13 protein-coding genes are annotated in these 14402 nt (G+C 56.5%); 10 read left to right on the top strand and 3 right to left on the bottom strand.

What is annotated here, in order from left to right:
* Nucleotides 1–208 precede the first annotated feature (208 nt).
* Both D9K61_RS26070 and D9K61_RS26065 read left to right on the top strand, forming a co-directional pair.
* Entirely contained in the window at nt 209–949 is a 741-nt protein-coding gene (locus tag D9K61_RS26070; protein WP_120636106.1) for a YebC/PmpR family DNA-binding transcriptional regulator, read from the top strand.
* A 175-nt stretch (nt 950–1124) separates the two neighbouring features.
* Nucleotides 1125–2399 (top strand): permease, encoded by a 1275-nt coding sequence (locus D9K61_RS26065; RefSeq protein WP_120636105.1) that lies wholly within the window; start codon nt 1125–1127, stop codon nt 2397–2399.
* Here the strand turns inward: D9K61_RS26065 and D9K61_RS26060 are convergent.
* Nucleotides 2396–3301: a LysR family transcriptional regulator ArgP gene (locus D9K61_RS26060; protein WP_120636104.1), complete on the bottom strand. Its 906-nt coding sequence runs from the start codon at nt 3299–3301 to the stop codon at nt 2396–2398. The genes D9K61_RS26065 and D9K61_RS26060 overlap by 4 nt on opposite strands.
* Before the next feature lie 86 nt (nt 3302–3387).
* Between D9K61_RS26060 and D9K61_RS26055 the strand changes: the two genes are divergently transcribed.
* The 7 genes from D9K61_RS26055 to D9K61_RS26025 all read left to right on the top strand — a co-directional run bounded on the left by D9K61_RS26055 (nt 3388) and on the right by D9K61_RS26025 (nt 9872).
* Nucleotides 3388–3987 (top strand): LysE/ArgO family amino acid transporter, encoded by a 600-nt coding sequence (locus D9K61_RS26055; protein ID WP_120636103.1) that lies wholly within the window; start codon nt 3388–3390, stop codon nt 3985–3987.
* 40 nt (nt 3988–4027) lie between these two features.
* Entirely contained in the window at nt 4028–4936 is a 909-nt protein-coding gene (locus D9K61_RS26050) for a DMT family transporter (RefSeq protein ID WP_120636211.1), read from the top strand.
* A gap of 87 nt (nt 4937–5023) precedes the next feature.
* On the top strand, nt 5024–5596 hold the full coding sequence (gene betI / locus D9K61_RS26045; RefSeq protein ID WP_120636102.1) for a transcriptional regulator BetI: 573 nt from the start codon (nt 5024–5026) through the stop codon (nt 5594–5596).
* A complete protein-coding gene (gene betC / locus D9K61_RS26040; protein ID WP_120636101.1) occupies nt 5593–7101 on the top strand; it encodes a choline-sulfatase in 1509 nt (502 codons plus the stop codon). Before betI ends, betC begins: the two co-directional genes overlap by 4 nt.
* A 73-nt stretch (nt 7102–7174) precedes the next feature.
* Nucleotides 7175–8833 (top strand): choline dehydrogenase, encoded by a 1659-nt coding sequence (gene betA / locus D9K61_RS26035; protein ID WP_120636100.1) that lies wholly within the window; start codon nt 7175–7177, stop codon nt 8831–8833.
* Between the two features lie 54 nt (nt 8834–8887).
* Entirely contained in the window at nt 8888–9532 is a 645-nt protein-coding gene (locus D9K61_RS26030) for a thermonuclease family protein (protein WP_120636099.1), read from the top strand.
* A gap of 100 nt (nt 9533–9632) precedes the next feature.
* Nucleotides 9633–9872, top strand: coding sequence for a YdcH family protein (locus D9K61_RS26025; RefSeq protein ID WP_120636098.1), 240 nt, complete (start codon nt 9633–9635; stop codon nt 9870–9872).
* Between the two features lie 73 nt (nt 9873–9945).
* On the opposite strand, the gene D9K61_RS26020 is transcribed toward D9K61_RS26025, so the two are convergent.
* Together D9K61_RS26020 and D9K61_RS26015 are read right to left on the bottom strand one after the other, a co-directional pair.
* Complete coding sequence (locus D9K61_RS26020) at nt 9946–11346, bottom strand: short-chain fatty acyl-CoA regulator family protein (RefSeq protein ID WP_120636097.1); 1401 nt, start codon at nt 11344–11346, stop codon at nt 9946–9948.
* Nucleotides 11347–11411: 65 nt separating this feature from the next.
* Nucleotides 11412–12617 carry a multidrug effflux MFS transporter gene (locus tag D9K61_RS26015; protein ID WP_120636096.1) on the bottom strand — a complete coding sequence of 402 codons (1206 nt, stop codon included), beginning with the start codon at nt 12615–12617 and terminating at the stop codon, nt 11412–11414.
* Nucleotides 12618–12800: 183 nt separating this feature from the next.
* On the opposite strand from D9K61_RS26015, the gene D9K61_RS26010 reads away from it, so the two are divergent.
* Nucleotides 12801–14333 carry an acyl-CoA carboxylase subunit beta gene (locus D9K61_RS26010; RefSeq protein ID WP_120636095.1) on the top strand — a complete coding sequence of 511 codons (1533 nt, stop codon included), beginning with the start codon at nt 12801–12803 and terminating at the stop codon, nt 14331–14333.
* The last annotated feature ends 69 nt before the right edge of the window (nt 14334–14402 follow it).

The raw sequence follows: 14402 nt of genomic DNA, 5'->3' as shown, positions 1-14402 counted from the left end.
GAAGGGGAATTTTCCCACGGCTGCGACGCGGCCTGCGTTTGTTGTCGCGTTCGAAACGATCCTAATTCCCGCGCTGTAGATGATCGGAACACATGTAAACCCGCTACGGCGGGCATTGTGCATGCTGGCAATGGGTGCGGCTCCTATTGAAATCGCACCCATCCTTGCGTAATAGACCCGGGACTACAGAACGCGACAGGAGTATGCCATGGCCGGCCATTCCAAATGGGCCAACATCCAGCACCGCAAGGGGCGTCAGGACGCCGCGCGGTCCAAGCTGTTTTCCAAACTGTCGAAAGAGATCACCGTCGCCGCCAAGATGGGCGATCCCGATCCCGAAAAGAATCCGCGTCTTCGTTTGGCGGTGAAAGAAGCCAAGTCAAATTCAGTCCCCAAGGACGTAATCGACCGCGCGATCAAGAAATCGGTTGCGGGCGAAGGCGACGAGTACGAAGAAATCCGGTACGAAGGTTACGGCCCCAACGCTGTGGCCGTGATTGTCGAAACGATGACGGACAATCGCAACCGGACCGCATCAACGGTACGGTCAACCTTCTCCAAAAACGGCGGCAACCTGGGTGAGACCGGATCTGTCGGTTTCATGTTCGAACGTAAGGGAGAGGTCGTCTATCCGCTGTCAGCGGGGGATGCCGATACGATTTTCGAGGCGGCAATCGAAGCGGGCGCCGAAGATGTCGAAAGCTCGGATGATGGTCACATCATCTGGTGTGCAGATACTGATCTGAACGACGTCTCGAGCGTGCTTGAGACCGCGCTGGGCGAAACGGAATCGACCAAGCTGGTCTGGAAACCCATGACCACGACCGAGCTGGGCCTGGAAGACATGCAGCGCCTGATGAAGCTGGTTGATGCCTTGGAAGATGATGACGACGTTCAGCGCGTCACCACTAACTTTGAGGCAACAGACGAAGTCATGGCACAGCTCTGACCCGGTCACTTTTGGTATGATAAGAACCCGGCCTGAATGGCCGGGTTTTTTTGTGACTGGGTCTGATCGATGATTGGCCGGACCTACAGAACCCTATAGTCTGACGTTCAGCACCTAACGGAGAAGAGGAGCACGCGGCCAAAGAACTGCCGTGCCGGATCTTGAAGTCATACCGATGGTAGAAGTTCCCCCGAGTCTCGCAAAACGCAATGTTCCGGTTCTGACTGGCCAGAGTATCCTGTCTCAGGTTGCTTGGACCTTGGGCAGCCCTTCGGTCGTGCTGCCGTTTCTTGCGGTGTCGTTCGAACTTCCAATGTTCATAGCCGGGGCGTTGGTGTCTGTGCGCATGGTTGGCAGTATGATAGCCGATGTCTTTCTGGCCCAGATGCTTGCCGCAAAACAGCAAAAGAAACGCGGAATTGCGCTGACCGAAGTTGCGGTTGGCGTGTGTCTGATACTGGCGATTGCCGTTGCCGCGACTGGTGTTGTGCCTTTGATCGCCGTGGCTTTTGTATCGATGTTTTTCCTGATTGGCCTGTTTGACGAGAGTCAGGGCCTGATGTATGCGGACCTGCTTGGGGATCATGTGCAGTCGAAATCCCGGATGATCATGCGTTATGTGCAACTGGGGGTTGGTGGTTTGGGGGCCATCGGGCTTGCCTTGTTGGTCCATGAGATCACCAAGGGAAATCCCCCGTTTTCCCGACATTCCACTGTTATCGCGGTATCTTTCGCCTTTTTCATGCTGTCGGCGCTTTCCATCCTGGCGATGTCCGAGGTTGGGCAACGCGATCAGCAATCTCAAGTGTCAAAACCGGCACCGAAACTGTCCCTTTCTGCAAACATCAAAGGCATCGTGGGGATGTTCGATCACGCCTGGTTCAGGCGATACATGGTTATGCGCTTACCTCTGGTCTTTGTTTCTCTGTCGGTGCCGTTTTTTGCTCTGATCGCCGCCGAAGCCCATCATGAGTCAACCCGGGGCCTGACGGCGTTAATCGTCTCCTCAGCATCGGGATACCTTGTTTCCGCACCGTTGTGGCAGCTCGTGAACATGAAATCTCATCGCGCGGTCATGGTGACCGGAACGCTCATGGTGGCCGTCACGGGTGCGATTTTGCTGGGCTTTCACTATTTTCACTTGGACCACGACGTGCACTTGCATGCGATAGCTTTGTTTGTCGTCACGGTCGCCGTGACGGGCATTACCAGTGCTCGCAAGTTGTATTTTCTGGATGTCGCACCCAAAGCCCAACGTGTTCAGGGGGCAGCGGCAGTCAAAAGTATCGTTCGCGTGACCGGTGTTGTTATCTCGGCCGCACTGGCCGGTATCGCGCATCTACACGAAGTTGCGTTGGCGATTGATCTTATCGTCTTGGCCAGTTTGGTGGCCAGTGTTGCATGTTATCGCATTGTTGTTCCCGAAACCAAAGAACCGGAGCATTCTTAGCGGAATCGTTCGGCCTTGACCGGAGGGATCAGGACTTTTGCCGCGGCATTCTGGACGGCACACGTAAGTGGCATAAGCGCAGGAGCGAGAATGCGGCCAACCTGCCATGTCAACATAACATCCAGATGTGCATTCGGGGTGATCGAGCGCAATTGTCCGTCTTTGATCGGCGCGCGAACCAGCTCTTCTGGGTTCATGCCCCATCCCAGCCCGGCGATGCCGGCTTCGACAAATGCGTGCGAGGACGGCATGAAATGTGTCGGAGGCGAGAGGCGAGTACCTGTCTGAGCCTTAATCCATGCATTTTGAAGGCCATCCTTGCGATTGAATGTCAGGCTTGGTGCCTGATTTAGCGTTTTGGCAGTGACGCCGTTTCTGAACCATGTGTTTACAAAACCGGGGCTGGCCGTGGGCAGATATCGCATTGCGCCAAGCGCCACAGCGTCGCAACCGGAAACGGTCTGGCCACCGACAGTGACGGCCGCGCTCACTTCACCACGTCGCAACCAATCTGCAGAATGGTCCTGATCGTCGACAATCAGGTCAAACATCATATCCCGGGTTTGGGACATCGCGTCAATGAACCACGTCGCCAGACTGTCAGCTGGCACAGCGATCCTGACGCGGGCGGGGCCTGCCCCCTGCTCCAGGGCCAATTCACGCGATAACTGCGCTTCGAGCAGGCCAATATCTTCGGCGTATCCTGCGATGCGCAACCCTGCCGGTGTTCCGGTGCAGGGCAATCCTCGGTTGATCAGTGATGCGCCGACACGATCTTCCAAAGCTTTGATCCGTTGGGAAATCGCCGAAGGAGTGACAGCCAGTTCCGACGCTGCCGCGTCAAAACTGCCGTAGCGCAAAATCGCGGACAGAGCAGAAAGATGGTGTGGGTCGAGTAACATTAGCCAAACTTATTTCAGGTAAGCATCTTTAATTTGATAGATCGTTGGGCAGGCTTTAGTCAAATGCCTCGAACACAGGAGGTTTCATGTCCACATCTCTGGTCGCCGGGTTTGCACTTGGCTTCAGCTTGATCCTTGCCATTGGTGCGCAAAACGCATTTGTCCTGCGACAAGGTCTGCGGCGTGAGCATGTATTCGTGCTGTGTCTGACCTGCGCTGTGTCTGACTCGATCCTGATCGGCGCTGGCGTGGCTGGTTTTGGCACTCTGTCACAGACGGTACCCTGGTTTGAAACCGTGATGCGCTATGGCGGCGCAACTTTCTTGCTATGGTACGGCTTGCGCAGCTTCTGGTCCGCCTGGCAGGGCGGGTCGGTCATGAAGGTTGGCGAAGGTCACCGTACCAGTCTTCGCACCGTATTGCTGACCGTCTTGGCCTTCACCTGGCTGAATCCACATGTTTATCTGGATACAGTTGTCCTGATTGGGTCGATTTCGGCGCAGTACGACGACCGGCTGGGGTTCGCAATTGGCGCGGTGCTGTCCAGCTTTGTCTTCTTCTTCTCTCTGGGCTACGGAGCGGCTGTTTTGACACCTGTTTTCGCGCGGCCGCGTGCCTGGCAGGTTCTGGATGTCGTGATCGGCGTCGTCATGCTGGGTATCGCTTTGAAACTTGTTGTCATGTGAAGGGTTGTTCCTGCGCAGATTTCCGTGTTCAACCATGGCCATGACAACACTTGCTGCCTCATCGCGCCCGATTGCGGCGATGTTCTGGATGTTCACCGCCGGACTGTCTTTTGTCGTAATGACAGCGCTTGTGAAATCCCTTGGAACCACAATGGATCCCATTCAGGCGGCCTTTCTGCGCTATGTCCTGGGGCTGGTTTTCGTGTTGCCTGCGCTGCGCCTGATCATGAAAACGCATCTGACGACCCGACATCTAACACTGTTCGGACTTCGCGGCGTTATCCACGCGGCGGCCGTGATGTTATGGTTTTTTGCCATGACCAAAATCCCATTGGCCGAGGTCACGGCCATGAACTACATGACGCCCGTCTATGTCACCCTTGGCGCGGCGCTGTTTTTGGGAGAGAAACTGGCCATCCGTCGCATCGCCGCGATTGTGGTCGCTTTGGTCGGGGTTCTGATCGTCCTGCGCCCCGGTTTCCGAGAGGTGTCGGCAGGTCACCTTGCCATGCTGGGAACAGCGCTGGCTTTGGGTGGATCATATCTGTTGGCCAAGTTACTGGTGCGGGACATCCCACCTTCTGTTGTTGTGGCACATTTGTCGATTTGGGTGACCATCGCTTTGATCCCGTTTGCCATCGCCGTTTGGAGCCCGCCCAGCCTGCGCGATCTGGGAGTGCTGTTTTTGGTCGCCAGTTTTGCAACAGCCGGTCACTACTTCATGACACTTGCCCTGCAGGCAGCCCCTGTGGCCGTCACGCAACCCGTTACGTTTCTTCAGCTTATCTGGGCGACGGCGCTGGGCGCTGCAGTGTTTCACGAAGGTGTCGATATCTGGGTGATTTCCGGCGGAACACTGATCCTTGCTGCGGTCAGCTTTATTTCCTGGCGCGAGGCGGTACTGAACCGACAAGACTTGACGCCCCCAACTATTGCGCCAAAGCTATAGCGTGGCATAGTGCAGGTCGTTATTGATTGACGAGTCAATAAAAACCGCATAGCGTTCGCCCCTATAGCGCGTGTTCAGGGGGTAGCGATGCCAAAAGTCGGAATGGAGCCAATTCGCCGTAACGCGATCGTTCGTGCGACGATCGCTGAACTGGGCGTGAAAAAATCCCTTGATGTAACTGTCAGTCAGATTGCCAAACGCGCCGGTATGTCAAGCGCGCTGGCACATCACTACTTCGGCGGAAAAGATCAGATATTTCTGGCGGCGATGCGACAGATTCTGGCAGATTTTGCCCAGGAAGCCCGCAGCGAGTTAAAAGAGGCCGCGCCGGATCAAAGGGCCCAAGCCATCATCCGGGCTTGTTTCGCACCATCTTGTTTCACCCCCGATGCGATTGCAGCCTGGATGACCTTCTATGTTCTGGCGCAAACCAATGACGATGCATTGCGCCTGTGGCAGATCTATCAGGCGCGTATCAGATCCAACCTGATCTATGCTTTGCGCCCCCTCATGGAGGATCCCGTCGAGGCGGCCGAGAACATGATCGCGTTGATTGATGGCTTGTACATTCGCGCCGCCCTTAGCGCTCCGAAAGAACCGCAACTGGCGGTAAACCACGCGCTGCGTGTCCTCAACACTTTGCTCGAGGCCGAAAAATGACAAAGCCAAACATTCTGATCCTGATGGTGGATCAGTTGAACGGTACCCTCTTTCCGGACGGTCCCGCAGACTGGCTGCATGCACCGAACCTGAAGAAACTGGCGCAGCGATCGACCCGCTTTACCAATGCGTACACCGCATCGCCGCTGTGCGCGCCGGGGCGGGCCAGTTTTATGTCGGGTCAGTTGCCGTCGCGCACAGGGGTTTATGACAATGCGGCCGAGTTCCGCAGTGACATTCCAACCTATGCCCACCATTTGCGTCGCGCAGGCTATTACACCTGCCTGTCGGGCAAGATGCATTTCGTCGGGCCGGACCAGATGCATGGGTTCGAAGACCGCCTGACGACCGATATCTACCCGGCCGATTTCGGCTGGACCCCGGACTATCGCAAACCCGGCGAGCGGATCGATTGGTGGTATCACAATATGGGCTCGGTGACCGGCGCAGGTGTCGCCGAAATCTCGAACCAAATGGAATACGATGACGAGGTCGCCTACAACGCGAAGGCCAAGCTTTACGATCTGGCACGCGGCAAGGATGACCGACCCTGGTGCCTTACCGTCAGTTTCACGCACCCGCATGATCCTTATGTGGCGCGGCGGAAGTACTGGGACCTGTACGAAGACTGCGAGCACCTACTGCCCGAGGTCGCGGATCTTGGCTATGATAATCAGGATGCTCATTCGCAGCGGATTTTCGACGCCAACGATTGGCGAAGCTTCGACATCACCGAAGAAGACATCCGGAAGTCTCGTCGCGCTTATTTTGCCAATATTTCCTATCTCGATGACAAGATTGGCGAGATCCTGGACGTGTTGGAAACGACCCGGCAAGACGCAACCATTCTGTTTGTTTCCGATCACGGCGACATGCTGGGCGAGCGGGGCTTGTGGTTCAAAATGACCTTCTATGAGGGCTCGGCAAGGGTGCCGTTGATGATCTCTGCGCCGGACCTGCCGCCTGGTCGGATCGATACCCCGGTATCAACCATCGATGTCACCCCTACGTTGGGTTCACTTGCCGGTGTCGACATGGCGGAAATCGCGCCTTGGACGGATGGCGAAGACCTGGTCCCGTTGGTAAAGGGGATTGAACGCGCCGCCCCTGTTGCCATGGAATATGCGGCCGAAGCTTCGTACGCCCCCTTGGTGTCCTTGCGTTACGGAAAATGGAAGTACAATCGGTGCGATCTGGACCCCGACCAGCTGTTCGATTTGGACGAAGACCCGAACGAAATGATAAATCTCGCTGACAGTCCGGAACATTCGGGCACTTTGACCACCTTGCGCGCGAAGTCCGAGGCCCGATGGGATCTGGATCGGTTTGACGCTGACGTACGCGCCAGCCAGGCCCGCCGCTGGGTCGTGTACGGGGCGCTGCGGCAGGGCGGCTATTACCCGTGGGATTACCAGCCACTGCAAAAAGCGTCCGAACGCTACATGCGCAATCACATGGACCTGAATATCGTCGAGGAAAATGCCCGCTTCCCGCGCGGGGAGTAACCTCTTCATCTTTTCAAAAATACTCTCGCCGAAGGCGTTCCGACATGTTTCGGCGGTACAAGGAGTCGTAAGAATGGAAGCAGATTTCGTCATCGTGGGCGCCGGGTCCGCGGGTTGCGCGATGGCTTATCGCCTAAGCGAAGCAGGCGCGTCGGTTTTGGTTATCGAGCATGGAGGCTCGGATATCGGACCATTCATTCAGATGCCTGCAGCCTTGAGCTATCCAATGAACATGTCACGCTATGACTGGGGCTACCATTCCGAGCCGGAACCGCATCTGAACAACCGTCGGCTGGCGTGCCCGCGGGGAAAGGTGATCGGTGGGTCATCGTCGATCAACGGGATGGTCTATGTGCGCGGCCATGCCCGAGATTTCGACACATGGGCGGAGATGGGGGCCGACGGGTGGTCTTATGCTGACGTCTTGCCCTACTACAAACGTATGGAGACATGGCACGACGGTGGCCATGGAGGGGACCCGACTTGGCGCGGAACCGATGGCCCGCTGCATGTGTCGCGCGGTCCCCGGCAAAACCCGTTGTTTCAGGCCTTTGTCGATGCAGGGCAGCAGGCGGGATACGAGGTCACCGGTGACTACAACGGTGAAAAGCAGGAGGGCTTTGGCCCGATGGAGCAGACCGTCTGGAAGGGACGGCGCTGGTCTGCGGCAAATGCCTATCTGAAACCGGCGCTCAAGCGCGAGAACTGCGATCTGGTGCGGGGGTTGGCAACGCGCGTGGTCCTGGACGACGGGCGCGCAACCGGGGTCGAACTGATCCGTGGTGGCCAAAAGGAAATCATCCGCGCGCGCCGCGAGGTGGTTCTTGCATCCTCTTCAATCAACTCCCCGAAGCTGTTGATGTTGTCCGGGATTGGCCCGGCAGCGCATCTGGCCGAGCACGGGATCGATGTTGTTGCGGATCGCCCGGGCGTTGGTGCCAATCTTCAAGACCATTTGGAGCTTTACATCCAGCAGGCCTCGTTGCAGCCAATCACGCTCTATAAGCATTGGAACCTGTTCAGCAAAGGACTGATCGGGGCGCAATGGTTGTTCACCAAGACGGGGCTTGGCGCGTCGAACCAGTTCGAAAGCGCGGCGTTCATCCGATCGAAGCCGGGCGTAGAATATCCTGACATCCAGTATCACTTTCTGCCTATCGCAGTGCGCTATGATGGCCAGGTTGCCGCAGAAGGGCATGGGTTCCAGGCCCATGTCGGCCCGATGCGCTCACCTTCGCGCGGTGCGGTCACGTTGCGTTCAGCGCGGCCCGAAGATGCCCCGGTCATCCGGTTTAACTACATGAGCCACGAGGAAGACTGGGAAGATTTCCGAAACTGTATCCGCCTGACCCGCGAGATCTTTGGGCAGGAGGCTTTCAAGCCTTATGCTGGCAAGGAAATTCAACCGGGCGTTGGTGTACAGACGGATAAAGAGTTGAATGACTTTATCGCCGAGCACGCCGAAAGCGCTTATCACCCTTGTGGCACCTGCCGGATGGGGCGCGCAGATGACAAGAACACTGTTGTCGATCCGCAAGGCCGTGTTGTTGGTGTGGAGGGTCTGCGGGTCGCGGACAGTTCGATTTTCCCTCAGATCACCAATGGCAACCTGAATGCACCGTCCATCATGGTTGGTGAGAAAATGTCCGATTCTCTGTTGGGCAAGGGTCCTTTGCCCAAAGCCAATGATCGTCCCTGGATCCATCCGGGGTGGGCGGCCGCACAGCGTTAACCCTTGTGAACAGCCCCTGTTGAACGTGCCGGTATCCGGGCGCATATCGGGGGCATGTTAAGGTTTTGTTTGGCTTTCGTTTTGTTCGCCCCGTCTCTGGCTATCGCGGCTGATCTGGTTGAAGGGCCTGTGAATGTTATCGATGCCGACACATGGTATGTGGGCGATGTTCGAGTACGATTGCATGGCATAGACGCGCCGGAGCTGGGTCAGAACTGCGAAACGAACGACGACACAGCCTGGGTCTGTGGGAATTTGGTGACCCAAGAAGTGCGTCGACGGTTTCATGGAAAATCTGCTCAGTGCACTCCACTGGATCGGGATCGATATGGCCGCGTGGTTGCGCGGTGTCGGGTCATAGGACGGGACGTTGGGCGTGAGCTTGTGCGCCACGGGTTAGCCTTTGCTTATCGTAAGTACTCGACGGATTATGCGCCAGAGGAGGCCCTTGCGGCGTCAGAGCGTGCAGGATTGCACAGCGCGCATGTTCAGCCGTGGGTGCACCGGGCGTCTGGTACTGCGCAATTGTCCGGGCCTTGCCGGATCAAGGGCAACATCTCATCTGCTGGCGAACGTATCTATCACGCGCCGGGGCAGAAACACTATTCGAAAACCCGGATCAGCTTGAGCAGAGAAGAGCGATGGTTTTGCTCTGAGGCCGAAGCCGCAGCAGCAGGGTGGCGCAAGGCAGCCCGCTAAATGTCACCGGTTTTTCTACGCAACTTGATCGGGGTCAAAGAGGTATGTCGACAACACCTTTAGCAGTGGATTGCAACGATAGATCAAGGAGCGCTCAGGTATGTCTCACACCCCGCATGAACTGGCCGAAGAATTTCCCGACAAGACAGAACTGATGAGCCAACTCAAGCAGTCGGACGCACATTTTGCCCGGCTGGCAGACGAGTATCACGAGGTCAACCGCGTCGTGCACAGGGCTGAAACACATGTCGAGCCGATGGAGGAGCTGGCAGAGGTCGAGTTGCGCAAAAAGCGGGCGGCCCTCAAGGACGAGATTTGGGGGATCTTGGCGAGAGCCTGACAAAAGGGGCGGGGGCTCTGCCCCCGTCGTGGCAAACCGCGCCTCCCTCTGGATATGTAGGGCCAGATGAAGATCAGGTGACTTCGTAGGGAAGTGTGCCGCGGGTATGCATGTCGATCGTCAAGCGTCGTTCGAGCGGTGGAACCGAGCGCTGGTGACAGTTCTGCCGCTCGCAAATACGGCAGGAAATGCCAATTGGTTCATAGGCGCTGGCTTTGTTGATATCGAGGTTGTCGGCATAGACCAACGCCTGGGCGTGCCGTACTTCGCATCCCAAGGCGATGGCATATCGGCGCACAGGCGCACCGAAAGACCCACCCGATTTTGACACGTCTCGTGCCAGGGAGATATAGCGCACCCCGTCCGGGGTTTCCGCAAGTTGCAGCAGGAAGTGACCGGGTGTTTCGAAAGCGCGATGTACGTTCCACAATGGGCAAGCCCCGCCAAAACGTGCAAATTGCAGACGCGTGGCCGAGTGTCGTTTGGTGATGGTTCCCGCCTGATCGACCCGAACGAAGAAGAACGGAATGCCTTTGGCGCCCGGTCTTTGCAAGGTGGACAGGCGATGGGCCACTTGTTCGATTGAAGCGCCGAACCGATTGCTGAGCAATTCCAGATCGTGACGGTCTTCTTGGGCTGCGGCCAGAAAGGCGGCGTAGGGCATCAGGGACGCCCCTGCAAAGTAGTTCGCCAAACCGATCTTGGCGATAGATCGTGCCTCTTCACTTTGAAACTTGGCAAAGTCCAATGTTGCCTCAAGCAGCTTGTCCTGACTGATCAAAGCGACCTGAAGCAGCAGTTGAAACACTTGGGTTTGTGGCTCGGCGCGGGACGACAGGCGCAAAATCCTGCTTTCGGTGTCGTAGCTACGCAAGGACCCAATGTCTGAAAAGATGACCTGTATTCCACGTTCGGACAGGCTGTTCAGTGCAGCCTGACGGATGCCACCGGGACCATCGGCACGGTTTGCAAACAGCTCAGCAGCGCGATCCATCGCATCGATGTAGTTGTCGCAATAGTGGAAGAAATCGCGCACCTCCTCCCATGGGCTGGCCTGAATACGGGCATCTTCCCGACCCAATGCCTCGTCCAGTGATGCAAGGCGTTCATGGGTCTGGCGATATGTTCTGTGCAATTCGATAAAGGCCCGCGCAAGTGCCGGAGCATTTGAGGCGGTCAAACGCAGATCCGCCAATGGGGGAAGGGCATCCGCAAAAACCGGGTCCGCCAGCGCTTCGCGCATATCCGAGACCAGACGCTCGCTGTCACCTGTGCTGAGTTCGGTGACGTCCATCCCGAATTCCTGCGCCAGTGCCAGAACAACCGTGGTTGATATCGGTCGGTTGTTGTTTTCCATCTGGTTCAGGTAGGGCAGTGAGACGCCAAGTTTTGACGCAAACTCACGTTGTGTGAGGGTCAGGCGTGTGCGCATTTCGCGTAGTTTCGCGCCAGCATAGAGTTTCTGGGTGCCCATGAGGTGCCTTTGCAACTTTCCTTAAATTGCAAGCTAACTTTGCAAACCCCTGAGGGCAAGCTGCGTTAGAGCCCCAATTGCCGTTCGCGCCAGATAACAACACTGATGGCTGCAATGGCCAGAACGGCCGTCGTAAGCATGAGCCACAATAGTGGCATCGCTCCGGTTTCTTTTGTCAAAACGGCACCGGCAAGTGCGCTTAGACCTGCGCCGCCACCCAGCATGATTGCGCCACTGAGGCCTGAGGCTGTTGCTGCCAGATGTGGGCGCACTGACAACGCGCCTGAGGTTGCATTTGGGATGGTCATCCCGTTGCCAACGCCGACGAATGTCATAAAGCCAAAGAAGCTAAGCGCGGTTCCCAATCCGGCCAGAAATAAAACGGCGGAAAGTGCCACGCCTAAGGCGTTGAGCCAGCATCCCCAGAGAACCATGCGATTCACGCCAAAGCGTACAGAGTATCGCCCGCTTATGAAATTGCCGATAAAATAGCCGACCGCCGGCGCGCCAAAATAAATGCCGACTTCGGCAGCGCTCATCCCGAACAGTTCGGTGCCAATGAAGGGTGCCCCGCCGAGATAGGCAAAAAACGCACCTGATGAAAACGCCGATGACAATGAATAACCCCAGAACCGCGGAGACGTCAGCAGCTCGGGATATTCCCGGAATTGCTGTAGCAGCGTCTTGCCGCTTTTGGCCGAGGTTTCGCCGAAATCCGTGTAGGTCAGGGCCAGGGTCAGGGCGCCAACCGCAAAGGGCAGCCAGAAGTTGGCCCTCCAACCAAAGCTTTCTTCAAGCAATCCTCCAATGGCAGGGCCGATCATCGGAACCACGGCCATTCCCATTGTGACATAACCGATCATGGATGCGGCTTGGTCTTGATCATAAAGGTCGCGAACGGCCGCACGGCTCAGGACCATTCCGACCACTACCACCGCCTGGCACATTCGGAACGCCAGAAAGACCTCGGCGCTTGGCGCATAGATGCAGCCAAGGGTTGCCAGCAGAAACAAGCTCAGCCCCCACAGCAACACTGGTCTGCGCCCGGCTTTGTCGGCGATCGGACCGATCAGGATTTGCAGAACAGCATTAACCAACAGGTACAAGGCAATGGACAGCTGCATGACCTTGTAATCGGTTTCGAAATGCAGAGCCATGTTGGGCAGGCTTGGCAGAAACAGATTCATACTCAGGGCTGACAGCCCCGAGAGTAAGACAAGCGTTGTAATTGAAGGCGGCGTGCGGCGAACCGCAGACGAACTGAACTGCATGGTTCACATGTATAGTCACGGAAATCCGGATTGCCAGACGTCTGCCCGCTTCAATTCGAAACTTAGCAAATTTACACTTTGGCAATTTATGGTTGCCAAAACTTTGCAAATTTGCCGAAAACCTCTTTGGCAGAGGCGTCGAAACATATAGGGTCCGCTCAGATTTTACAGGGGATTATCGCCATGAAAGACATCCTTTCCGAGCTTGAAGACCGCCGCAACGAAGCCCGGCTGGGTGGCGGACAACGGCGGATTGATGCGCAGCATGCGCGCGGAAAATTGACAGCGCGTGAGCGTGTCGAATTGCTGCTGGACGAAGGCAGCTTTGAAGAGCTCGACATGTTCGTTAGCCACCGTTGCACCGATTTCGGAATGGAAAAACAAAAACCTGCGGGTGACGGGGTCGTCACAGGTTGGGGCACGATCAACGGTCGGATGGTTTATGTGTTCAGCCAGGATTTCACTGTTTTCGGCGGATCGCTGTCGGAAACCCACGCGCAGAAGATTTGCAAGATCATGGATATGGCGGTGCAAAATGGCGCACCAGTGATCGGCATTAACGACTCGGGCGGGGCGCGAATCCAGGAAGGGGTGGCGTCTTTGGCGGGCTACGCCGAAGTGTTCCAGCGTAATATCATGGCCTCGGGCGTGGTGCCGCAGATCAGCGTGATCATGGGCCCCTGTGCCGGTGGTGCTGTCTACAGCCCGGCGATGACAGACTTTATCTTCATGGTCAAAGATACGTCCTACATGTTTGTGACTGGCCCGGAGGTCGTGAAAACCGTCACGAACGAAGTTGTCACGGCCGAGGAACTGGGGGGCGCGTCGACCCACACCAAGAAATCTTCAGTCGCGGATGGCGCGTTTGAAAACGATGTCGAGGCGTTGGCAGAAGTACGACGCCTTGTCGATTTCCTGCCGCTTAACAATCGCGAGAAGCCGCCCGTTCGCCCGTTCTTTGACGAACCGGGTCGGATCGAAAGCTCTCTGGACACGTTGATCCCTGACAACGCCAACACGCCGTACGACATGAAGGAACTGATCACCAAAGTGGCGGATGAGGGTGATTTCTACGAAATTCAGGAAGATTTTGCCAAGAATATCATCACCGGTTTCATCCGTCTGGAGGGTCAAACCGTGGGTGTTGTTGCCAACCAGCCGATGGTTCTGGCCGGGTGTCTGGACATCGACAGTTCACGCAAGGCGGCACGGTTCGTTCGTTTCTGTGATTGCTTCGAGATTCCGATCCTGACCTTAGTCGATGTTCCCGGGTTCCTGCCCGGCACAAGTCAGGAGTACGGCGGGGTCATCAAACATGGCGCCAAGTTGCTGTTTGCCTATGGTGAAGCAACGGTACCAAAGGTGACTGTGATCACTCGCAAAGCATACGGTGGGGCCTATGACGTTATGGCGTCCAAACATCTGCGCGGCGATTTCAACTACGCGTGGCCCACGGCCGAGATCGCGGTGATGGGCGCCAAAGGCGCAACCGAGATCATTCACCGCGCAGACCTTAGTGACGCGGACAAGATCGCCCAGCATACGCAGGACTACGAAGACAGGTTTGCCAACCCGTTTGTCGCGGCCGAGCGTGGCTTTATTGATGAGGTGATCATGCCGCATTCGACCCGCCGCCGCGTTTCCAAGGCGTTTGCGAGTTTGCGAGGCAAACAGTTGAAAAACCCGTGGAAAAAGCACGACAATATTCCGCTTTAACCCTCGGAAAGGTGTGGCGAAATGCATGGAAGGTGCCTGAAATCAGGCGTGTTTGACAAAAACCGCCAA

Source organism: Ruegeria sp. EL01 (assembly GCF_900313035.1).
Taxonomy (GTDB): Bacteria; Pseudomonadota; Alphaproteobacteria; order Rhodobacterales; family Rhodobacteraceae; genus Ruegeria.
This window is presented reverse-complemented; position numbering and strand designations above follow the sequence as displayed.

Excerpts from the sequence above, each read along its gene's own strand:
- D9K61_RS26065 (WP_120636105.1), top strand. The coding sequence starts at position 1,125 with ATGGTAGAAGTTCCCCCGAGTCTCGCAAAACGCAATGTTCCGGTTCTG.
- betA (WP_120636100.1), top strand. The coding sequence starts at position 7,175 with ATGGAAGCAGATTTCGTCATCGTGGGCGCCGGGTCCGCGGGTTGCGCG.
- D9K61_RS26030 (WP_120636099.1), top strand. The coding sequence starts at position 8,888 with ATGTTAAGGTTTTGTTTGGCTTTCGTTTTGTTCGCCCCGTCTCTGGCT.
- D9K61_RS26050 (WP_120636211.1), top strand. The coding sequence starts at position 4,028 with ATGACAACACTTGCTGCCTCATCGCGCCCGATTGCGGCGATGTTCTGG.
- D9K61_RS26015 (WP_120636096.1), bottom strand. The coding sequence starts at position 12,617 with ATGCAGTTCAGTTCGTCTGCGGTTCGCCGCACGCCGCCTTCAATTACA.
- betI (WP_120636102.1), top strand. The coding sequence starts at position 5,024 with ATGCCAAAAGTCGGAATGGAGCCAATTCGCCGTAACGCGATCGTTCGT.
- D9K61_RS26020 (WP_120636097.1), bottom strand. The coding sequence starts at position 11,346 with ATGGGCACCCAGAAACTCTATGCTGGCGCGAAACTACGCGAAATGCGC.
- betC (WP_120636101.1), top strand. The coding sequence starts at position 5,593 with ATGACAAAGCCAAACATTCTGATCCTGATGGTGGATCAGTTGAACGGT.
- D9K61_RS26010 (WP_120636095.1), top strand. The coding sequence starts at position 12,801 with ATGAAAGACATCCTTTCCGAGCTTGAAGACCGCCGCAACGAAGCCCGG.
- D9K61_RS26025 (WP_120636098.1), top strand. The coding sequence starts at position 9,633 with ATGTCTCACACCCCGCATGAACTGGCCGAAGAATTTCCCGACAAGACA.
- D9K61_RS26060 (WP_120636104.1), bottom strand. The coding sequence starts at position 3,301 with ATGTTACTCGACCCACACCATCTTTCTGCTCTGTCCGCGATTTTGCGC.
- D9K61_RS26070 (WP_120636106.1), top strand. The coding sequence starts at position 209 with ATGGCCGGCCATTCCAAATGGGCCAACATCCAGCACCGCAAGGGGCGT.
- D9K61_RS26055 (WP_120636103.1), top strand. The coding sequence starts at position 3,388 with ATGTCCACATCTCTGGTCGCCGGGTTTGCACTTGGCTTCAGCTTGATC.